Below are 20,988 nucleotides of genomic sequence, written 5' to 3' on the forward strand. Positions count from 1 at the left end.
AACTTTCATTCGGCGCCCGTGCCACACTGGTCTCCCCACGCCTACCCACTGGTTAACTTGCATGTCCGCACGACTACGCGACGGCGGGAAAAGTCGCTGCATCATCATTTATGGTAAACAGATTCTTACCGACGCGGACGGCCAGAGTTTCGCAACGATCGCATGCGGCTCGCTCCCGCGAGCGGGAACGATCTCAGAGTTCTGCATTCACGGTGATCAAGCCGCCGACAAGCGCCTCGACGGTACCAATCGAACCGGTACAACGGAGAAGATAACGTCGGGCCGCGGCCGAAGGCGGCGATAGCCTGGAGTGCTTATCTCGACTCGGCGACGCCCGCATAGCGCGTCCGCGCTTCGTCGAGGCATTCGTTAATCAGCAGCGCCGCCGGCGTAAACGGCTTGCGCAGGCAGCGCGCCGCGCCGAGTTCGAGCGCCATTCGCAGAAAGTCCGGCGCCGGCGAGTCGAGATTCGCAAACGCGTATCCGGACATTGCGACCAGCGGAATGGCCGGCGCGCGCTCGTGGAATATCCGGATCGATTCGAAACCGCGCATATGCGGCATGAAGATATCGACGATCATCAGGTCGAAACTGGCATCTTCGAGAGCGCGTAGCCCGGCTTCGCCGCCATCGGCAATCATCACTTCGAACCCGTGACGTTCCAGATAGATCTCAATGGCCATGCAAACCATCGGATCGTCATCGACAACGAGTACCCGTGTCATTTCAGCCCCCCGAAGCAAGATATCTGTCTTCAATCGCTCCTCAGTCGTAGCACGTGCGCAGCCGCCACCCTTTTCTGGTTCGACGCAAAGTTGCGAGGCCGTTGGGCCCGCCATCCACGATAGCGACCCTGAAACCGCACTGATTGAGCCAGGCGCGTATCGCAAGGCGGGTATGAAGGTCGTCATCGACAACCAAAATACGACGCATGACGGCCTCCTCCGCCGTATCGGACGCGCTGCAAGAGACACATAACGACGCCAACCCGACGACACGCCTGATCAGGCACCCCAACGGCGCATCAAGGCCTTCTCGAGCGGCTTTTGCCTTGCGAATCAGCGCACTATTCGCAATTCCGTCGCAAATGGCCGAGTCTGTCTGCCCTCCACAGGGTATAGGGCGGTTCCACAACCTTGAGCAAGCTCGGGACCATTCCGCCAGGCGGCGGCATAGCTGATGCGAGACCGTTCAAGTCCCGCCTTCCGCCCGGATTGAGAGTGCGGGCGCAGCCCTCCTAGTCGCCTGTTACAGGCTCTGCCCGCACCAGAGTGCCAGTCCCTGGCTGTACTTGAGACCGTCGAACCGGCCGAGGGCGGGGTCCCGAGCAAGGCCGGCGCCTTGGCCGCGGGGTCTACCTGCCCCTCAGGGGGTCGTTTCAACGGTGGTCAGCCTTTCCGAAGGTCAGACGTTGGAGGTCGCAAAGATGGGCCGCGACAGCCTCGTCGGCGTCCGTGACCTTCGACGCCGGGCCGGCACCGACTGACGCCACGGCCTCCCTTCTCAGGGCCGGGCCTTCGGGCGGCCACCAGGCGAAGTGGCCCCAACGGAGCCAAGGCAGCGGCAGCGTGCGGCTATTTGCCGATATTTCCCGCCGGCGATTCATGGCAAGATGAACGGGCATTTTTGACGGCGTATATTGCATATTTTTGGTGCCTGGCACCCTGAGACCGGCTTTGACCGTAAGGCAGGAGACTGCTTTGGATTCAGCCCCTCGTTCCCCGAATGGATTTTTGTCTTCGCTGACTGCGGACGATTTTGAACTGATCCGCCCGCATTTGCGCTCCGCCGACCTCACCCAGGATCTGGTGCTGGTGGAAGTCGACGAGACGCTCAAGCGCGCCTACCTGCCGCACCGAGGCGTGATCTCCCTCGTTGTCAAGCTCGCGCGAGGCGAGCACGTCCAGATCGCGATGGTCGGCCGCGACAGCATCTTCGGCGCATTCTCCGCCCTCGGCGACCCGATCGCGCTGAACAGCGCGCTGGTGCTGGTCCCCGGCGTGGCCTCGACGATCGACCTCGATCAGCTTCGGGCGGCTGCCGACCAGAGCGCGACGCTGCGCACTTTGCTGGCACGGCACGGATTGGCGGTCTACGCGCAGATCCAGCAGACTGCGGGCTGCAACGCCTCGCACACGGTAGAGTCCCGGCTGGCGCGCTGCTTGTTACATACCCGCGACCTGTCCGGCAGCGACAAGCTCGTGCTGACCCAGGAAGCGATGGCGCAGATGATCGGCGCGCGTCGCAACAGCGTATCGCTGGTGGCCAACACGCTGCAGCAGGCGAATTTCATCCATTACAGCCGCGGACATATCGAGATCACCAATCTGGACGGCCTGATCAGGACCTCCTGCGAGTGCTACGCGACGGTCAAGACCCAGTACGACCGCCTGCTGCATTCGCGCATCCATTGCGCGGCGGCGTGACCCTCGGCCGCTGTCCATGGGCGGGCGGGCTCCCGAGCCCATTGATAGGCGCCGGCCGGGCGATGCGCGTGAAGATTGCGCCCCGCGATCCGGCCAGCCGGGAACTCACCGTATAATTACGGCCAGGCCCGGCATTTGCCCGGGATTTATTCGGCCGCGAGTTAACGCGCTGTTCAATGACCCCTGATACTTGTCACGGTGCTGACGGGCAGGTTCGGGAAAGAGCATCGAGACGATTTCGAATGCCACGCGAGTTCACCCGTGTTCGGCGGTTTGCTAGCTGCGCGGAGTAAAGACATGGCTTTTGATTTGTCGATGCCGATCCTGGTGGTCGATGACTACAGCACCATGATCCGCATCATCCGCAACCTCCTCAAGCAGCTCGGATTCGAGAACGTCGACGATGCCAGCGACGGCTCGGCGGCGCTCGCCAAGATGCAGGGCAAGCGATACGGCCTCGTGATCTCCGACTGGAACATGGAGCCGATGACGGGCTACGACCTGCTGAAGGAAGTCCGCGCGAGCCCGGAATTCTCAAACACGCCCTTCATCATGATAACGGCGGAATCGAAGACGGAGAACGTCATCGCCGCGAAGAAGGCCGGCGTCAGCAACTACATCGTCAAACCGTTCAACGCGGCGACGCTGAAGACCAAGATGGAAGCCGTGTTCCCCAGCGCGGCCGAATAGCATCGAGCCCGGGCGCGCCGCGTCGCGCTGAAGGCCGCCATCCAGCGCCGCCTCGCCCTCTATCCTCGCGGCCATCAGACGCAAAGCGGTATCGGCGAACGGCGAGGCGGCATCCGACCTGTCTCGCGGTGTCCGGACGGGACGGCCCCGCGCGCCGCGGGCGCGGCTTGCCGTACTACTACGGTTTACGATTTTCACAGACGGATAACGTTGAATCGCGATAGTCGCGTGGACCAAGGAGCACCCTCATGTTCACGTTCGAAACGAGCGATCAGAAAGAAGTGCGGCGTTTCCGTATCGCCCAGTTCAACGGCAGAACCGCAACCTTCCGCTCGGCCGGCTCGGCCGTCACCGGCCACGTTCGATCGATCGTGGAAAACAAGTCGAGTGTTCCGGCGGCCTGGGTGATCACCATCATCCCGGAAGAGCCAAAACCGGCCATCGCCGCCCGGCCCGCACCCCGCATGCGCTCATTCGCGGAAGACTTCTGCTGAGCGCAACCTGGCGCGATCTTCTCGGAAATCCGGCTCCCGCTGTTCCGGATCACCCTCTGGTCCGACCCCGTCGGCCCTGTCGCGATTGCAATCGGCTTTTGTGAACCTGCAGCATTGCGGTGCTTCCACCGCAGGCGCAGTGCACATTTGCATTCTGAGCAACTGAAATAATCAGGCCGGCTGCAACAACGCCTTGCGGACGAGATCCGCGGTGTTGCGGGCGCCGAGCTTGCGCATGGCTTCGGCTCGATGGCTCTCGAACGTCCTCGGGCTGATGTTCATCCGCAAGGCGCCTTGCTTGTTGGAGCAGCCTTCACTGATCAGGCTCAGCACCTCGCGCTCGCGCTTGGTGAGCGGCTTCTGACCGGACTCCGAGGCGAACATCACCCCCGGCGTGCGACCGCCATCCTTGGTGCGGTTGGCCTGGCTCTCCCGCCCCTGCTTGCGATCGGAATCAGAAGCAAAGGCGGGATGCTTGTCCGACATCTGCTTCACCACGACGCAGACGCGTTCGAGTTGTTGAACCGCGTTGTCGACGACCTGTTGCAGGTAGACGCGATTGCCGGGCGCCTCGGAGAACTGGTGGCTGTGCTGCTTGATCTCGTTCATGTAGAGCAGCAGCGCTGTCAGCGGTCCATTCAACTGGCGAGCGATCGACGCTTCCGCTTCTTCCGTTGCGCGAGCACGCGCGACGGACAACTGGACGATTTCAAGATTGCTCTCGAGAGGCGTGACGGTTTCCATCCATGTCGGAAAGTGGGAATCACCGGCTCGATGGTCTTGCTGCGACATATAACTAATTTATCGATTCCATCGCCGCCGGTGGTTAATTTTTTAACCAGTAAGAATACGGGGAACCGGCAACTGGACCGGAACCTGAACCAATGCGAGCGGTTTTGGCCTTCAATCGAGGAAGTACGATGCCACCGGTTCAGGACTCCGTAGTTTTACGGCCCGTAGAAATGCGTTGGCCTCGCAGCTCAATCCCTCATAATTTCGCCTTATGGGTATTTGCTTCTCTAATGCACTCAATTTGATTCGTTATGGTCCCATCCGCTGAACTGTTTAAACCAGGCAGCCATGCGGCAACGCAACAAGCCGCGTGTGAGGGCCTCACCGGCAATTCGCAGACGCAGCTTCGATGAAATATTCGTCGCTGTTTCCGCTAAGCGACGGATCGGACGCAACCTCGACGCGGGTCAGTTGCGCGGGAGCCACAGGAACTTTTCGAGGAAGCGTCCCGAGGCAACGAGCCTGAACCACCAATATGCTTTCCGCCGTGTTGTCATGCGCCGTCGTTAACGCCGGTGCCGGCACCCGCGTGTGAATTGCTTCACAAGGAGCCGTAGAAACACTGTGATCGCAGGTGACCACGGCTTCACCGATTTGCGAGGTGCAGGCCGCGCGATGACCGACGCGCGACATCAACAGTAACGAAATCAAGAGAAGGCAGACGGCGATGTCGACATCGCCGCGCACGACAAGGCGTTGCGGGCGCGCACCAACCGTCCAAACAAGCAGCCGTCCAAATGAAGAATGGCAGCGGATCAGCCGAGCCGGCTGATCTGCTCCTCGGTCACGACGCGCTCGACGTTCTCGGTCTTGCTCTTGATGCGGTAGCGCGGGCGGCCGTCGGCCTCGATCGGCAGGCAGGTGACGATGGTGTAGATGCTGCGTTCCTTGACGGTGGCGCGGCCCTGCGGCCCCTGCAGCTGGTGGTGCACGTCGTCATTGATTGCGTAATTGTGGGCCATCGCCTGTCTTCCCGTTGGAAAAAAGGCTTGTAGTCTCAACGGCCTCGCAAGGCAACCCATCGTTGGCGGGGAACCGGCGCGCCGGTACGCATAGCCAGCCATTGGGGCCTATCAGGCCGCCAAAAGCGCCTTTCGCCTGATGACGCGGGCGATCGATTCCTTAATGGCGGAACCCGTTAAGGTCCCATTATCAAGGGATTGCTCGACGGATTGGGCGATGGCGGCCATTTCCCGCTCCTGATCGAACAGATTGTTGCCGATGCAGAGCATGTCGATACCGGCCTTGAGCGATTGAAGGCTGGCTTGCCGCGTGCCCAACGCCTTCTGCAGACCCTGCATTTGCATGTCGTCGGTGATCAGGAGCGTATCGGGAAGCCGCTGGCGCAACCGGGCAAGGCCGGCGGCAGACAGGGTCATCGGATTGTCGCGGTCCCATTGCCTGACGATGGCGTGGCTGACCAGCACGGCATCGCCGAACATTTTTGGCGCCAGCGAATAGAACAGCTCTTCCTGCTCGGTGCGCAGACTGTCGGAAATGTCCATGAACTCCTGATGCGAATCCACCACCGCGCCGCCGATGCCGGGGAAATGCTTCAGACAAAGCCCGATGCCCGCCGCGCGCGCGACCTCGCTCACCAGCAGCGCATTGGCCTCCACCTCGCCGATATCGGCGGACCAGGAACGCTTGATCTTGCCGATGTTCGGATTATCGGGATTGTAATCAACGTCGATGACGGGCGCGAAGTCGTAGTGAATGCCGAGACGGCGCATTTCGGCAAAACTGGCGGCAAGTACTTCCCGCTTCTCGCTCAAAGCAAGATGGTTGAATTCCTTCGGGCTCGGCAGCGGCTTGAACCCCTTACTCTCCTTGAGCCGCCGCACCAGCCCGCCCTCCTGGTCGATGAACACCATCGGCCGCGACGGCAGGCGGGAGATCTCCTCGCAGAGACGCTGCACCTGCTCCGGCGATTCAATGTTGTTGTCGTATTTTTGCGTCTGGCAGGAATAATCGAACAGGATCACGCCGCCCAAGCCGTACTTGGCCGCAAATTCCCGCAGCCATGCCGGGATGGTTTTGCCGAAGAAGCCGAGAATGAAGAGTTCGCCGACGGGCATGGCAGTCCTGATCACCGATCCCGCGTGCCGAAAAGCCAACAACACTCAACGATGTTCGACCGGCTTGTGTTTCGACCCTGTAACACCCAAGAGCACTTTTGGTCCAGCCTGCGCGGGAGACGGAGACGAGCAGTCGATTCCATGTTCGGTGCGCGGACAGTCCCGCTCGCGGTGACGGTGGCAAATCGACAGAAAGCACCTAGATGACCCCGCATGAAAAGCATCGGATTCCTGTCGTTCGGGCACTGGACACCCTCTTCGCAATCGCAGACCCGCTCGGCGGCGGACACGCTGCTGCAATCCATCGATTTGGCCATCGCGGCCGAGGAATTGGGCGCCGACGGCGCCTATTTTCGCGTTCATCACTTCGCCCGCCAACTCGCCTCGCCTTTCCCGTTGCTGGCGGCGGTCGGCGCGAAAACCAGCCGCATCGAGATCGGCACGGCGGTTATCGACATGCGCTATGAGAACCCGCTCTACATGGTGGAAGACGCCGGCGCGGCCGATCTCATCTCGGGCGGGCGCCTGCAACTTGGAATTAGCCGAGGATCGCCCGAGCAGGTCATCGATGGATGGCGGTATTTCGGCTACCAACCGGCCGAAGGCGAGACCGAAGCCGACATGGGCCGGCGCCATGCCCAGGTCTTTCTCGACGTGCTTGATGGCCACGGCTTCGCGCAGCCCAATCCACGTCCGATGTTTCCAAATCCGCCGGGATTGCTGCGTCTTGAACCGCACTCCCAGGGACTGCGTGATCGCATTTGGTGGGGAGCCGGCTCGAACGCCACGGCAATTTGGGCAGCGAAGCTGGGCATGAACCTGCAGAGTTCGACGCTCAAGAACGACGAAACCGGCGAGGCTTTCCACATCCAGCAGGCTGCCCAGATCAGGGCCTACCGCTCGGCGTGGAAAGAGGCAGGCCATGCGCGCGAGCCACGGGTGTCCGTCAGCCGCAGCATCATCGCCATCATGGATGATCGTGATCGCGCCTACTTCGGCCGCGGTGGAGACGAGGATGACCAAATCGGCTTTATCTCGCCGGAAACCCAGGCGATCTTCGGCCGCAGCTATGCGGCTGAGCCGGACGTCCTGATTGAGCAGCTGAGGAATGACGAGGCGATCGATGAGGCCGACACATTACTGTTGACCGTCCCTAACCAGCTCGGCGTTGCCTACAATGCCCATGTCATCGAATCGATTCTGACGCACGTGGCTCCCGCGCTCGGGTGGCGCTAAGGGCTGTTAGGATGTTTCCACGGCTGGCATCCGCTTCGCGCCGGGATCGCGCGGCCTCCAGAACAGGCGGTACCCCCAAAGAGGCAACCAGGTTCCATCCGCTCCGCGATATGTGATACGCAAAAACCGCCGAGCGTTGTGTTACAATTCCGTTGCCTGGCATATCCCACTCGAAAGGAGGCCGAGTTGAGCGTTGCCTTCACCAAGGAAGACAGTGCCGAAACCGCATCTGAGACGCTGCTCCCCGACCGTCCGATCTCTGCTCATCCGAACCTGGTTACGGAAGCAGGATTGAAGGCGCTCGAGTTTCAACTGCAACAGGCGCGCGAGGCGTACGAGACGGCGCAGCAGATCGAAGACGTGAATGAGCGGCGGCGGCAAGCGGCAACGCCCTTGCGCGATGCGCGCTACTTTGCGGCGAGAGTTCGGACGGCTCAGCTCGTCGCCAAGCCTACGTCAGTCGACAAGGTTGCGTTCGGGAGCACGGTGACCTTCAGGCGCGAGGATGGGCGCGTGCAGAAATATCATATCGTGGGAGAGGACGAAGCGGACCCCAAGGCCGGCTCCATTTCCTTCGTGTCCCCGGTGGCAATATCTCTGATGGGCAAAGCTGTCGGAGATGTCGTCGGCGTATCCGGTCACGAGCTCGAGATCATTGCGATCTCCTGAGCCCAAGGAATTCGGCAACTCACAGCAAATTGACGGGCGCTTCCCGACAAGCGCCAGAATCGTGCCCGCAAAAAGGTCCATCGGCGTCAACGAGACGATGGCCCAGTATGGTGACAAGTTCCACGCGCCGGTGGCGACATCATCGACCGACAGGCCTGATCGTTCTTCCCGTTCTGCTACTCGCGCTGGCGGGCGGGTCGGTCGCGGATATTGGCATGGACGCCAAAATTCAGCACATCGTCACGGCCTATCTGGCGCCGGAGACCGTGGGAAGCCGGGCGGTCTCGCTGTGGCCGTCTACGCTGCGGGTCACACCGAGTTTTTCAACTACGGCGTCGCCGATGAGGCGACAAGGCAGCCAATCACTTCAGACACGTTGTTCAACGTAGCGTCGGTGCGCAAACCGTTTGAGGCAATCCTGGTAGCACTGGGTACGCTTCGCGGCGAACTCCGTCTCGATGACCCCGTGAGCAGATATGTCCCCGAGCTGCGCGGCGACTACATCAAACGCGTGACGATCGGCGAACTGGCAACGCATACATCCGGGCTCCTGTTGCCGACCGATCACCCGCCATGGCCGAACGATTCGTTTAACCTGCCGCAGTTCTTCGAGGCGCTCAACGCATGGACGCCGCCATCAGGCGAGCATCCGGGCAAGCAGCGCATCTACACCCATGCGGGATATGTGCTGCTCCAGCTCGCGCTCGAACGCCGCTACGGCCAGCCGATCGGTGATCTCATCGAGGCGAATATCCTGAAACCGCTCGGCATGAACCAGACATTCCTCCCCGAGCGGGGGCCAGACCATCGCGCCATGATGGCTCCGGAGCTGATGAAGCGTGTCGTGCAGGGCTACTCCGATACGGGCATGGCGATCGGTCCGCCTGGAGATCAGCAGACTTACTACGATTTCCCGGGGACTGGTCAGATGTTCACCTCGGCGCGCGATCTGGCCACCTTTCTGGCTGCCTTCATCGATGGAGAGGCGATCGATCCGCAGTTGCGGCAAGCATTGCAGATGACGCAGCGTGAGGCATTTCACGTGACCGAGAAGTTCGGACAGGCGATGGCCTGGGAAAACATCCACTTGAACGACGTGACCGTCGTCGACAAGCCGGGCGGACTTAACAACGCGTCGGCCTATCTCGGCCTGGTGCCGGCGCACAAGGTCGGTATCGTCCTGCTCGCCAACCGCGGCGAATTTCCGCATGAGATCGCCCGCTACCACGTGCTGCCTGAATTGGCGCGAGAATAGCGACGCGCCGGTGGCCGTCATAAGTCGCCCGGCCTGTGGCTCCCGTGTTGTCATATGGCGGTGCAGCGAGCCGGGCTGACGCGACCGGCCGCTTTTCAATTTTGCATACCTTCTCGACGAAACGGCGGCGTACTATCCCGGCAACGCGTGTTCGAGATCGAGAAAAAGGGGGGCCTCTCCGTGGCGGATCTGCAGAAGAAAGAGCCGGTCGCACTGCCGACCTGGCCCGACGACGTGTACCGCGTCCTCAAGGAGGCTGACGTGCGCCAGGTCGGAATGGTGCCGGATGCGGGCCACAGCCGCCTCATCCGCGCATTCGAGGCGGATCCTCAAGCCCGCGTCATCACCCTGACCACCGAAGAGGAAGGGATCGCCATGCTGGCCGGTGCCTGGCTCGGCGGAGAACGCGGCGTCCTGCTGCTGCAATCGAGCGGCGTCGGCAACTGCATCAACATGCTGTCGCTGCCGATGATCTGCCGCATGCCGCTCTTGATGCTGGTGACGATGCGCGGCGAATGGGGTGAGTTCAACCCGTGGCAAGTCCCGATGGGCCAGGGCACCAAGGCCGTCCTCGAAGCCATGGGCGTGATCGTGACGCGCGCCGACGAGCCGCATCTGGTCGCTTCGACCGTTTCCGGCGCGGCCAACCTTGCCTTCAACACCTGGCGGCCCGCCGCCGTCCTGATAGGACAGCGCGTGCTCGGTGCCAAGAATTTCAAGGAGCTCGCCCGCAAATGAACGTTCCCAACGAACTGCTGCATCGCCGCGATGTCGTCAATGAATTGCTGCGCGATCGGAGCGATCTCCTGGTCGTTGCCGGGCTCGGCGCCCCCAACTGGGATATCTCGGCTGCGGGCGACAGTCCCAACAACTTCCCGCTCTGGGGTGCGATGGGCGCGGCCGCCATGATGGGCTTTGGTCTCGCCATTGCGCAGCCCAAGCGCCGGGTGCTCGTCATCACCGGCGACGGCGAAATGCTGATGAGCCTCGGCGCGCTTGCCACGATCGCCGTGCAGAACCCGGCGAATCTCACCATTGCCGTGCTCGACAATGAGCGCTTCGGCGAGACCGGAATGCAGAAGACCCATACGGCAGCCGGCGTCGACCTCGCCGGGATCGCCGCGGCCGCCGGCTTCAGGACATCGCGGATCGTCCGGACCATGGCCGAGGTCACCGAGATCCGCGATCTCGCACACCGCGGCGACGGGCCCGTGTTCGCACAGGTCAAGATCAATCCCGAAGCGCTTTACTTCGTGCTGCCGCCCGCCGACGGCGGCATCCTCACCACCCGCTTCAGGCAATCCGTGCTGGGCGACGGCTCGCTGTATAATTGACGCAAATACTCCCAGGCGCACACCGATTAGCGACGCAGGATGATCTGAACGGCAACACGCGGGACATGCTCAACCTCGCGATGCCGGGGCTCGCCGGCTTGGCAACCTCGATCAGGACATCGCAGCGATCAGATCGTCAGCGCGAGTCACCATCGCCACATTCTGGATCGCGTAGTTCACCGCGGCAATGTGCCATTCGGCGTTCATCGTCGAGCAGCAATCCTCCGGCACGATCATGTAGAAGCCTTTGTCCGCGCCGGTGCGGGCGGTGTGCTCGATCGACATATTGGTCCACGCGCCGGTGACGATGACGAAATCGCGCCCGGCCGCCTTCAGCATGGCCTCCAGCCTCGTACCCTCCCACGCGCTCATCCGCATTTTCTCCACCACCTGGTCGCCCGCGTGCGGCTCGAGCCCCGACACCGGCGCAGCACCCCAGGTGCCCCGCACCAGTGCTTTCGCGTCGATCAACCCTTCGAACAGCGGCGCATTCGCGGTCACGCCGGGCGCGCCCGGCTCGACCACGAACCAGACGTGAATCACCAGGACGCCGCGGGCACGCGCAGCCTCCGCGAGCCGCTTTGCGTTGGCGATGGCGTTCTGTTCGCGGCAATGCACCGGCGAGCCGGATGACGCAAAGGCGCCGCCGTCCATCACGACGTCGTTCTGCATGTCCTGAATGATCAGCGCGCAGCGCGTCGGATCGACCGCGTAACCCGGCTCGGCGATTTGGGCTGCGGACCGATTGACGGTGGTCACCGGCGCCGGCTCCGGCCGGGCTGCGGCCGGCGAATTTTGGCCGGCGCGCATATAGGGCTCGTTGCGCGGCCCGACCTTCACCGGCACCGCATAAACCGAATGCGTCGCGGTGATGTAGAGCGTGCGCCAATCGGGGCCGCCCCAGGTCAGATTGCTGACCAGCTCGGGAACGCGCAGCTTGCCGATCAATCGGCCGTCCGGCGTATAGACCCAGATTCCGCCCGGCGCCGACACCCAGACATTGCCGAGCGCGTCGCATTTCATGCCGTCCGGCACGCCGGGCTCGGTGGCCGAGACGATGTTGGAGGCGAACACCCGGCCGTTGCGGAGACCGCCGCCGGCATCGACGTCGAACACGCGGATCAGATGCTTGACGGTGTCGTTGACGTAGAGCCGCTGCTCATCCGGCGAAAAGCACAACCCGTTCGGCTGATCGAACAGATAGCGGTCGACCAGCAATTGCGGCTCGCCGCCGCGGGGCGGCACGCGATAGACGCCCTGGAAGCCGAGCTGACGCGGCCGTTCGACGCCGTAGATCGGCATCCGGCCATACCACGGGTCGGAAAAATAGATTGCACCATCGGACTTGACGCAGACGTCGTTCGGCGAGTTCAACTCCAGCCCGTCGAAATGCGACGCCAAAATCTCGCGCCGGCCGTCGGGACGTTCGCGCACCAGCGTGGAGGTGGCGTGTTCGCAGACGATCAGGTTCAGCCCGGCATCATAGGTCATGCCGTTGCATTTGTTGGATGGACGCATCGCGTCGCGAACGCCCTGCGCGTCGAGACAGCGGCGCACGTCGCCCGGCATGTCGGAGAACAGCAAGTCATGCGTCTTCGGGTGCCAGACCGGCCCTTCCGTGAACTGGAATCCGGTGCCGGCCTGCCGCACCGGCGCCCACAGGTCGATCAATTCGGCAAAGGACGGGCGCAGCGCGATATGCGTGGTCATCGCTGGTCTCCGAAGCCGCCGCTCACGCTGCGAACCAATTGCGTGACGGCAGCGATTGTACGGTCGGTCCCGGCACCGCCATGTCGAGCCGCGCCACGACCTGGCCGTGCTCAATCTTGGCCGGCTTGTCATGCACCGGCAGCAGGAAGCGCGAACCGGACAGCAGCCGCTTGATCGCCGCCTTCTCCTCGCGCTTGGTGTTGCCGTGATTGCCTGTGGTGCGGGGCTCGTTGTGATGCAGTTCGTGGAAAGGATTCACGATCTGGTCGTTGAAATCGTAGATCACGTCGCCGCATATGGTGGCGCGGCCCTCGGCGGTCTCGACATGGATGTTCATCGAACCTTCGGTGTGGGCGCCCGCCGCATCGACGGTGACGCCGGGGCAGACCTCGATCGGGCCGGACAGTTCGAGATCCTCGAGACGCAACGCGTGGCGGGTGTGCAGCCGGTCGATCAAATGCTTGATGTCAGGCGCCGGATATTGCGGATGCATCAGGCCCGACACCGAATATTCCAGTTCGCGCCGGTTCAGCAGCACCGTCGTGTTCATCGGGAACAACTCGTCCTTGCCGGCATGGTCGATGTGGAGATGGGTGTGCATGACGTAGCGGACGTCGCCCATCCGCACGCCATGCCTGGCGAGCTGGTTCTCGATCATGTTCTCATGGTGCTGCAGGCCGCGCATGCCGAGGCTTTCCATGATCTGATTGTGCCGATAGCCGGTATCGACCACCATCGGCCACGGCCCTCCGAGGATCAGGAAGCCGTATGTGTATACCCGCCTGGTGCGCCCGCAATCACGTCCCAGCACGAGGAAGCTGGATTCCAGTTCGATGTCGCCGTAGTCCAGGATCTTGATTTCGAGCGCCATGTGATCGTTTCCCCTCGTTGAATCCTGTTGTTCTCTAAGATCAGGCCAGCCGGTAAATCCCGGCGGCGGTGTCGTGAAAAATCGCCTGCCGGTCCGCGGCGGACAGCGTCTGCGTCGCCGTGCGATAGGCATCGAACAGCGCCTCGTAGCGGGTCCAGAGTTTTTCAATCGGAAAGTTCGAGCCGAACATGCAGCGTCCGGCGCCGAACAGCCGCACGGTTTCGCCGACCACGAAACCGATATGCGCCGGGTCGTTGCGATGCAGGAAGGTGCCGAGGCCGGACAGCTTCGCCACGACGTTGGGCCGCTGCGCCAGCAGCGCCATGCCGGTGCGCCAGGCTTCGATGCCGGCCGGCGACAAATCCTCCAGCATGCCGGCATGCTGCAGAACGAAGCTGACGCCGGGACAGGCATCGGCAAGCTCGGCCGCGCCGGCCATCTGCGGCGCGAACACCTGCAGATCGAAGGCCCAGCCATATTCGCTCAATCGCGCGATGTTGCGCCGGAGCGTCGGATCGCGCGGCAGATCCGGAGCCGCTGCGAAACGGTATTGCGGATTTTCGTGCCAGTGCAACTGCATCCTGACGCCCCGCACCAGCGGGAACGCCGCCAGCTGCTCCAGTTGAGGCCGCACATCCTCCACGGTGAAATCCGCATAGGCGACAATGGCGTGCGGCCAGCCGGTTTCCCGCGCGGCGTCGGTGACGTAGCGGACCTCGTCGAGGAAACGCGCCGGTGCCCAGTTCGCCTGCACGTAAACCGACCGCGTGATGCCGGCGGCAGAGACATCCGCCAGATATTCCGCGATGGTGTAGTCGCGGCGGATCGGCTCATAGGGCCCAAAGATCCGCGGCTGCATCGGCCCGAGCAGCCAGGGCAGATCCTGCTGCCGCCAGATGTGATGATGCGCATCGACGCAGCCGGACGCAGGCTTACTCATCGGGCGGCCCTCCGTCGTGAGAGGTCGAGAACATGCCTGCACAGCCGCTCGGTCGTCGCGCCATTGGCGAGGCTGTCGAGCATTGGCAGCACCGCGCGTAGTGCGGCGGTCTCCGGGCGATAATCGGCCGCGGCGGCAAGCGGCGTCAGCCAGTCGATCCGCCAGGCGCGCGCGGCGAGATGCCCGACCGCGCGGATCATCTGCGCCGGATCGCCGCGCTCGAGCCCGTCGGACAGCACCAGCACCAGCGCGCCGCGGGCATAGCCGGCGAAACGCGGCACCGAAAGGAAGGCGGCCAGCGCATCGCCGATCCGGGTGCCGCCGTCCCAATCGGCCACGAGGTCGGCTGCGACCGCAAGCGCCTGCTCGCGGTTCTTCAGCCGCAGCGCGCGGGTCAGCCGGGTCAGCCGCGTGCCGAACGTGAACACCTCGACGCGCGGTGCCGCGCCTACCAGCGCATGGGCAAAGCGCAGATGCGCATCGGAGCGCGCCTTCATCGAGCCGGACACGTCGATCAGCAGCAGGATGGCACGTGGCCGCAATTGACGTTCGCTGCGGCGCAGAAGGATGAGCTCGCCATCGGTGCGGATGGCGTCCCGCAGCGAGCGCTGCAGGTCGAAGCCCCCGCCGCGCTTGGCGGAGCGCATCCGATAGCCACGGCGGCGCGGCAGCCGGGTCGGCAGGTGCCGGCTGAAACGCGCCAGCTGCTGGCTCTCATCGTCCGGCCGCAACGCTCGCCGCGACAGCGCCTCGCTGGAGGTCGCCGCCTGCCCGGTTTCGTTTGTCTCGTCCGATAGCGGCGCGTCATATCCGGCGCCATCGTCCTGAACTTGCAGTTCCTCGTCGCTTTCGGCGATTTGATCGGACAGCACGCCGGCAAGGCCGAGAAAATGCATGTCGAACAGCATGTCGAAATCGGGTTGCCGCTCGAACGGCGGCGCCAGCGTGGCGATGCCGGCACGGCGGATGTCCTCGATATCGCGCGGGCCGAGCAGTTCAATCGCCCGCAGGAAGGCCAGGCCTTGTTCCGGCGCAACCGGAAATCCGTTGCGGCGCAGCAGCGCGATGAAATCCAGCAGCGGCCGGGCCGCACGCGGCAGAGCTGATACCGTCATGCCGCGATCTCCGCGATGATGGCGCCCAGCCGCGGCGCGATGAAGGCCAGATCCTCCTCGTCCTTCAGCGCCACGCCGATCGCGCGCCGGAACGCGTCCGGCCACGGTGCGCCGGTTTTCGCCAGCAGCGTCGACGCTTCCGCCCAGTCGATCGCTTCGGCGACGCCGGGCGGCTTGGTGAGCGGCTCCTGCCGCAGCCGCCCGACCGCGGTCACGATCGCGCGCGCGGTGGCCTCGGCGACAGAGGACGAACGCATCATGATGATCCGCGCCTCGCGCTCCGGATCCGGATAGGCGATGTAGTGATAGACGCAGCGCCGCCGCAGCGCCTCGTGCAGGTCGCGGGTGCGGTTCGAGGTCAGGACCACCACCGGGCGTTCATGCGCGCGCAGCGTGCCGCGCTCCGGGATCGAGATCGAGAAGTCCGACAGGAATTCGAGCAGGAACGCCTCGAACTCCGGATCGGAGCGGTCGATTTCGTCGATCAGCAGCACCGTCGATTCCGGCCGGCGCAGCGCCGCCAGCATCGGCCGCTCGATCAGGAAATCGTCGCGATAGATGTCGATCGGCTCGTCGCCGGCCTGGCGGATCGCCAGCATCTGGCGCGGATAGTTCCACTCGTACAGCGCAGCGGCGGAGTCGATGCCCTCGTAGCATTGCAGCCGGATCAGCTGCCGTCCCATGATTCCGGCGATCGCCTTGGCGGCCTCGGTCTTGCCGACACCCGGCGCGCCTTCCAGCAGCAGCGGCTTGCCGAGCGCGAGCGCGAGGTAGCCGGCGGTCGCAAAGCCGTCATCGGCGAGGTAATAGGCCGCGCGCAGCGCTTCGGCCAGTTTCTCCGGCCGATCGATCCCACCAACACTGCCGCGCACCGCCATCCCGATGCCCCCTATGCGCGCCGGACTTGCGGTCGCGCGCCGCCCTGCGCCTTCAGCGCACGCAGGATCTTTTCCGGCGTGATCGGCAGCGTGTCGATCCGCACACCGATGGCATTGAAGATCGCGTTGGCGACCGCCGGCAGCACCGGATTGGCGCACATCTCGCCGGGGCCCTTGCCACCGAACGGACCATCCGGCGCCGGTCGCTCCAGCACCGTGATGTCGTGCGGCGCGATGTCGCCGGGGCCGGGCATCAGATATTCGTTGTAGTCGCGGCCGCCATGTTCGGGGTTGGGATAATACGGCTCCGGCGTCTCGTAGAGCGCGTGGCTCATGCCCATCCAGGCGCCGCCGACCAGTTGCTGCTCGACCATTTTCGGATTGAGCGCGCGGCCGAGTTCATAGGCGCTGGTCAGCTTGTTGACCTTGACGTCACCGGTTTCGTCGCAGACCTCCAGATCGACGACGAGACAGGCATGGGCATAGGCGGTGACCGGCGACATCTCCCCGGTTTCCGGATTGACGGTCGAGAGCGGGATCAGAAAGATGCCGCGGCCGGAGATCGTCTTGCCCTGCTTGAACTGCGCAGCCTGCGAGGCGGCCTTCACGGTGATCGATTTCGACGCCGCGCCGCGGACATGGATGTTGCCCTTGCCGTCGGTGACGAGGTCGTCGGCGTTGACCTCGAGCTCCTCGGCGGCCGCCTCCAGCAGCACGCCCCGCGCCTCCTTTGCGGCAACGATCACCGCATTGCCGACGCGATGCGTGCCGCGCGAGGCGAACGAGCCCATGTCGTGCGGACCGGTGTCGCTGTCGGCGGTATCGACATAGACGTCCTCGATCGGCACGCCCAGCGTCTCTGCCGCGATCTGACGGCTGACCTGCTTCATGCCCTGCCCGAGATCGATCGCCGACAGCGCCACGGTGAACTTGCCATCCGGATTGGCGTGCACCAGCGCCTGACTGGGATCGCCGCCGAGATTCATGCCGATCGGGTAGTTGATGGACGCCATTCCGCGCCCCTGATGCCGTGCCATCTCAGCGCCTCCGTGTGAACACCGACGAGAACCGCGCCGCGCCGTGTTGGGGTGGCGCCGGCGCATTCGGAACCGGCGGCGCCGGAGCCGGCAGCGGCGCGGCATCGGCTGGCTGCGACGGATAGTTCGGCAATGCTGCCGCCGGCTGATGCGCCGGCGGCGGCTGATAGACCGGCACGGGGGGCCGAGGCTGATGGGCCGGCAGCGGTGCCGCGCCCGGCGTCAGCTGTGGCGGTGCCTGCCGCGTCTCCGGCCGGCCGATCCGGCCGCTCTCATCGGTCACGGTGGGCGGAATTGCCGCGCGCGGGCCGCCGCCGCCGCTCAGCGACGAAGCGCGCCGCGCGGTTTCGCTCAAAGGCCAGTTCACCTTCTGCGCCACGACCTGCACGCATTCGATCAGCGCGGTGTTGTGCGCGACGCGGCGATGCGCCTTCATGTCGCCGTCGCGATAGGCGTTGAGGATGCGGAACTCCATCGGGTCGATGCCGACCAGATGCGCCAGCTTGTCCATCTGCACCTCGATCGAGAAGTCCACCCCGGTGACGCCGAAGCCGCGCATCGCGGTGGCCGGCACGCGGTTGGTGAAGACGCAATAGGCGTCGCCGCGCACATTCGGGATCGTGTAGGGCCCCGGCATGTGCGCGACGCATTTGACCACGCCGTAGCTGGTCAGCCGCGTATAGGCGCCGGCATCGAAATAGGAGGTGATCTGCCGCGCGACGATACGGCCGTCGCGCATCACGCCGTCCTTGATGACGTGCCGCTCGGCCCCGCGCGGCGAGGCGAACTGCATCTCCTCCTCGCGCCCCAGCACGTAGCGGACCGGCCGGCCGGTGAGGATCGCGCCGAGCACCGCCAGCGGCTCGGTCAGCGAGTCGACCTTGCCGCCAAAGCCGCCACCGACGGTGCCGCCGATGAAATGCAGCCGGTTGGATTCCAGCGCGAGGATTTTCGCGGTGGTGCCGAGCGAGAAGAACAGGCCCTGCGCGCAGGAATGCACGACGTAACGGTTGTTGGTTTCGGGCGCGGCGATGGTGCCGTTGGTCTCGGTCGAGGCGTGCTCGATCGGCGACATCTGGTAACGTTCCTCGATCACGTGATCGGCGGTGCGGAACGCGGCCTCGACATCGCCGAAGCGCAGCTTCTGATGGTCGTATTTGTCGTGATACTCGAAATAGTTTCCGGGATAGGTCTCGTTGACGACGACCGCGCCCGGCTTCAGCGCCTCCTGCACGTCGAACACCGTGGGCAGCGGATCGTAGCTGACCCGAACCAGCTTGACCGCGGCCAGGGCTTCCGCCTCGCTGTCGGCAATGATGGCGACGATCGGCTCGCCCTTGTAGCGCACCTTGTCGACCGCCAGCGTCGGCTCGTCGTCCTTGCCGAAATCGATCAGGCTGAGCAGCGTGTTCTTGTTGAGCGGCACGTCCTGCCCGCGGATCACGCGCTTGACGCCAGGCGCGCGCTCCGCGGCTGTCACGTCGATGCTCCGGATCCGGGCGTGGTGATGCGGCGAGCGCACGACCTTCAGATGCAGCAGGCCGTCAAAGCCGTGATCGTCGAAGAAGCGGGTGCGGCCAGTGACATGCCCCAGCATGTCCTGGCGCTGCTCGCCCTTGCCGATCACGTTGAGATTGTCGTCGCGCTCGTCGGCGAACAGATCCTTGCGAAACTCCAGCATCGGGATCTCCTCAGGCGCGGCGGACGCCGCGCTGCTGCGCGGCGGCCAGGATGGCGTTGATGATCGGCTCGTAGCCGGTGCAGCGGCAGACATTGCCGGCGATCGCCTCGACGACCTCGACACGTGTAGGGTTCGGATTGCGGTCGAGCAGCGCCTTCGCCGCCATCAGCATGCCGGGCGTGCAGAAACCGCATTGCGCGGCGAAATGCTCCATGAAGGCGGCCTGCAGCGGATGCAGGGTCGGCCCATCAGCGAGCCCACTTGCGGTTTCGATCGATCGGCCCTCGCAGGTCACGCTGAGCGTGAGGCAGCCCAATCGCGGCTCGCCATCGACCAGCACGGTGCAGACGCCGCAGGTGCCCTGGCCGCAACCGAACTTGGGGGCGAAATCGCCGAGCCCACGCCGGATGGTGCCGAGCAGCGTTTCTGCCGGCTCGACGAACACCGCGCGATCAGAGCCGTTGAGGCGAAACTGTACAGGCATCCGGGCCATTCTGCGTTCCTTCAGGATGTCTCGCCGGCAAGCAGCCGACCGAGATGCACAGGCAATACTTCGCGGCGATACCACTCCGAGGCGATCGCATCGGTCGCGGGCTGCGTGCCCTCGAGCGCCGCGGTCTTCGCAGCGGCAATGGTGGCGGCGTCGAGGCTGCGGCCTTCCAGCACACGCTCGACCGCCTTGGCGCGCAGCGGCGTCGGCCCCATCGCGCCATAGGCGATCCGCGCGCCGCTGATCCGTCCGCCGTTCTGCGGCAGATGCGCCGCGATCGACAGCACCGAGACGCCCTTGGGCCGCACGCGGGCGACTTTGACGAAGCGAAACGCATCGGCGCCGGCCGGGCGGCTGAAGCCAACCGAAGCAACCAGTCCCACCCCGCCCCGCGCCCGGTTCGCCAGCATCTCCTCCAGCGGCATCACCCGCGCACCGCCGAAACCGGCATGCAGCGTGACGACCGCGTCGAGCGCCAGCAGCGCGGTGGTGAAATCGCCATAGGGCGTCGCGGCGAACAGATTGCCGCCAATGGTCGCCGTGGTCCGCACCGCGGGGCCACCAATGCCGCGCGCCGCCGCGTGCAGATAGGACAGGTCCCGGCTGGCCAGCACCATCGCCATGGTGACGCCGGCGCCGAGTTCGACCCGTGCACCGCCGGTGTTCATCGCCAGCAGCGCCGGATCGACCGCGCGCAGCAACGTGCCTTCCGTCATCACGCCTTCGTTGATATCGCGCACCAGCAGCGTGCCGCCGCCGAGCAATTGCGCGCCGCGGTCGCTGGCCAGGATTTCAGCGGCTTCCTGTAATCCCTGCACGATGCGGACATTGACGGGCATGGCGTTTTCCTAACCTGCGAGTTCGGGCAGCTGGCGGACCGCCGCGATGCCATTTGAATAGACTTCGTTGCCGACGAGCTCGGCGAGCTCCGTCTCGCGCCCGGCCGGCGTGGTGAACCGGCCCTCCCATTGCCAGAAGCTGCGGTTGCCGTCGGTGACCGGCAGCAGCCGGACATGGGCGACGTAGTTGAACAGCGGAATCGGCGTCTCCAGCAGGCAGTAACTGAAGGTCATTTCCAGATCCGACAGGGCCAGCAGTTGCTCGCGCAATTCGGCGCCGTCCTGCATCGTGAAGCGGCGGACGCAGCCGATCTTGTCGGACGGATAGCCGCGCTCGATGGTGCTCTTGGCGACGATCGGATGCCAGGATTCATGGCCGTTGAAGTCGCGCAGCACCGCCCACAGCCGCTCGACCGGGGCGTCGATGATGGTACTGCGAACCACCCGCGGCAT

The 20,988-nt window shown here is 64.2% G+C and carries 23 protein-coding genes; 8 read left to right on the forward strand and 15 right to left on the reverse strand.

Going from position 1 to position 20,988, the window contains the following annotated elements:
• Positions 1-314: 314 nt before the first annotated feature.
• Complete coding sequence (locus JQ609_RS10035) at positions 315-725, reverse strand: response regulator (RefSeq protein WP_212273310.1); 411 nt, start codon at positions 723-725, stop codon at positions 315-317.
• Between the two features lie 975 nt (positions 726-1,700).
• On the opposite strand from JQ609_RS10035, the gene JQ609_RS10040 reads away from it, so the two are divergent.
• The 3 genes from JQ609_RS10040 to JQ609_RS10050 all read left to right on the forward strand — a co-directional run bounded on the left by JQ609_RS10040 (position 1,701) and on the right by JQ609_RS10050 (position 3,610).
• Positions 1,701-2,426 (forward strand): Crp/Fnr family transcriptional regulator, encoded by a 726-nt coding sequence (locus JQ609_RS10040; protein ID WP_212204291.1) that lies wholly within the window; start codon positions 1,701-1,703, stop codon positions 2,424-2,426.
• 297 nt (positions 2,427-2,723) lie between these two features.
• Positions 2,724-3,116, forward strand: a complete 393-nt coding sequence (locus JQ609_RS10045) for a response regulator (protein ID WP_192740568.1) — start codon at positions 2,724-2,726, stop codon at positions 3,114-3,116.
• 248 nt (positions 3,117-3,364) lie between these two features.
• Positions 3,365-3,610 (forward strand): hypothetical protein, encoded by a 246-nt coding sequence (locus JQ609_RS10050; protein WP_212273311.1) that lies wholly within the window; start codon positions 3,365-3,367, stop codon positions 3,608-3,610.
• 171 nt (positions 3,611-3,781) lie between these two features.
• Here JQ609_RS10050 and JQ609_RS10055 read toward each other — a convergent pair whose 3' ends face one another.
• From JQ609_RS10055 to JQ609_RS10070, 4 genes are all read right to left on the reverse strand, one after another.
• Positions 3,782-4,402, reverse strand: coding sequence for a helix-turn-helix transcriptional regulator (locus JQ609_RS10055; protein WP_212273312.1), 621 nt, complete (start codon positions 4,400-4,402; stop codon positions 3,782-3,784).
• Between the two features lie 321 nt (positions 4,403-4,723).
• Positions 4,724-5,089, reverse strand: coding sequence for a hypothetical protein (locus JQ609_RS10060; RefSeq protein ID WP_212273313.1), 366 nt, complete (start codon positions 5,087-5,089; stop codon positions 4,724-4,726).
• A 68-nt stretch (positions 5,090-5,157) separates the two neighbouring features.
• Entirely contained in the window at positions 5,158-5,364 is a 207-nt protein-coding gene (locus JQ609_RS10065) for a hypothetical protein (protein WP_192740564.1), read from the reverse strand.
• Positions 5,365-5,475: 111 nt separating this feature from the next.
• Entirely contained in the window at positions 5,476-6,495 is a 1,020-nt protein-coding gene (locus JQ609_RS10070) for a glycoside hydrolase family 3 N-terminal domain-containing protein (RefSeq protein ID WP_312014830.1), read from the reverse strand.
• 198 nt (positions 6,496-6,693) lie between these two features.
• Between JQ609_RS10070 and JQ609_RS10075 the strand changes: the two genes are divergently transcribed.
• The 5 genes from JQ609_RS10075 to JQ609_RS10095 all read left to right on the forward strand — a co-directional run bounded on the left by JQ609_RS10075 (position 6,694) and on the right by JQ609_RS10095 (position 10,974).
• Positions 6,694-7,716 (forward strand): LLM class flavin-dependent oxidoreductase, encoded by a 1,023-nt coding sequence (locus tag JQ609_RS10075; RefSeq protein WP_212273314.1) that lies wholly within the window; start codon positions 6,694-6,696, stop codon positions 7,714-7,716.
• 186 nt (positions 7,717-7,902) lie between these two features.
• The gene (gene greA / locus JQ609_RS10080; RefSeq protein WP_212204281.1) at positions 7,903-8,385 is read left to right on the forward strand and encodes a transcription elongation factor GreA; all 483 of its coding nucleotides are present in this window, start codon (positions 7,903-7,905) and stop codon (positions 8,383-8,385) included.
• Positions 8,372-9,640 carry a serine hydrolase gene (locus JQ609_RS10085; RefSeq protein ID WP_249127813.1) on the forward strand — a complete coding sequence of 423 codons (1,269 nt, stop codon included), beginning with the start codon at positions 8,372-8,374 and terminating at the stop codon, positions 9,638-9,640. Before greA ends, JQ609_RS10085 begins: the two co-directional genes overlap by 14 nt.
• Positions 9,641-9,820: 180 nt before the next feature.
• Positions 9,821-10,378, forward strand: coding sequence for a thiamine pyrophosphate-binding protein (locus JQ609_RS10090; protein ID WP_312014831.1), 558 nt, complete (start codon positions 9,821-9,823; stop codon positions 10,376-10,378).
• The gene (locus JQ609_RS10095) at positions 10,375-10,974 is read left to right on the forward strand and encodes a thiamine pyrophosphate-dependent enzyme (RefSeq protein WP_212273316.1); all 600 of its coding nucleotides are present in this window, start codon (positions 10,375-10,377) and stop codon (positions 10,972-10,974) included. The genes JQ609_RS10090 and JQ609_RS10095 overlap by 4 nt, the downstream gene beginning before the upstream one ends.
• A gap of 111 nt (positions 10,975-11,085) precedes the next feature.
• On the opposite strand, the gene JQ609_RS10100 is transcribed toward JQ609_RS10095, so the two are convergent.
• Genes JQ609_RS10100 through JQ609_RS10145 form a run of 10 tightly spaced genes read right to left on the reverse strand, consistent with a single transcriptional unit; the run spans position 11,086 to position 20,988 of the window.
• The gene (locus JQ609_RS10100; protein ID WP_212273317.1) at positions 11,086-12,684 is read right to left on the reverse strand and encodes an isochorismatase family protein; all 1,599 of its coding nucleotides are present in this window, start codon (positions 12,682-12,684) and stop codon (positions 11,086-11,088) included.
• Between the two features lie 22 nt (positions 12,685-12,706).
• Positions 12,707-13,555 carry an MBL fold metallo-hydrolase gene (locus tag JQ609_RS10105; protein WP_211995578.1) on the reverse strand — a complete coding sequence of 283 codons (849 nt, stop codon included), beginning with the start codon at positions 13,553-13,555 and terminating at the stop codon, positions 12,707-12,709.
• A 40-nt stretch (positions 13,556-13,595) separates the two neighbouring features.
• Positions 13,596-14,495 (reverse strand): amidohydrolase, encoded by a 900-nt coding sequence (locus JQ609_RS10110; protein ID WP_212273318.1) that lies wholly within the window; start codon positions 14,493-14,495, stop codon positions 13,596-13,598.
• On the reverse strand, positions 14,492-15,610 hold the full coding sequence (locus JQ609_RS10115) for a VWA domain-containing protein (protein WP_212273319.1): 1,119 nt from the start codon (positions 15,608-15,610) through the stop codon (positions 14,492-14,494). The genes JQ609_RS10110 and JQ609_RS10115 overlap by 4 nt, the downstream gene beginning before the upstream one ends.
• Positions 15,607-16,488 carry a MoxR family ATPase gene (locus tag JQ609_RS10120; protein ID WP_212273320.1) on the reverse strand — a complete coding sequence of 294 codons (882 nt, stop codon included), beginning with the start codon at positions 16,486-16,488 and terminating at the stop codon, positions 15,607-15,609. The genes JQ609_RS10115 and JQ609_RS10120 overlap by 4 nt, the downstream gene beginning before the upstream one ends.
• 11 nt (positions 16,489-16,499) lie before the next feature.
• Positions 16,500-17,525, reverse strand: a complete 1,026-nt coding sequence (locus JQ609_RS10125; protein WP_249119764.1) for a xanthine dehydrogenase family protein molybdopterin-binding subunit — start codon at positions 17,523-17,525, stop codon at positions 16,500-16,502.
• 1 nt (position 17,526) lies between these two features.
• Positions 17,527-19,206, reverse strand: coding sequence for a xanthine dehydrogenase family protein molybdopterin-binding subunit (locus JQ609_RS10130; protein WP_212273321.1), 1,680 nt, complete (start codon positions 19,204-19,206; stop codon positions 17,527-17,529).
• Positions 19,207-19,216: 10 nt separating this feature from the next.
• Positions 19,217-19,699: a (2Fe-2S)-binding protein gene (locus tag JQ609_RS10135; protein ID WP_192740553.1), complete on the reverse strand. Its 483-nt coding sequence runs from the start codon at positions 19,697-19,699 to the stop codon at positions 19,217-19,219.
• A gap of 11 nt (positions 19,700-19,710) precedes the next feature.
• On the reverse strand, positions 19,711-20,535 hold the full coding sequence (locus JQ609_RS10140) for a xanthine dehydrogenase family protein subunit M (protein WP_212273322.1): 825 nt from the start codon (positions 20,533-20,535) through the stop codon (positions 19,711-19,713).
• 9 nt (positions 20,536-20,544) lie between these two features.
• Entirely contained in the window at positions 20,545-20,988 is a 444-nt protein-coding gene (locus JQ609_RS10145) for an SRPBCC family protein (RefSeq protein WP_212204253.1), read from the reverse strand.

The sequence above is a fragment of the Bradyrhizobium sp. AUGA SZCCT0169 genome (assembly GCF_018130085.1).
Taxonomy (GTDB): Bacteria; Pseudomonadota; Alphaproteobacteria; order Rhizobiales; family Xanthobacteraceae; genus Bradyrhizobium.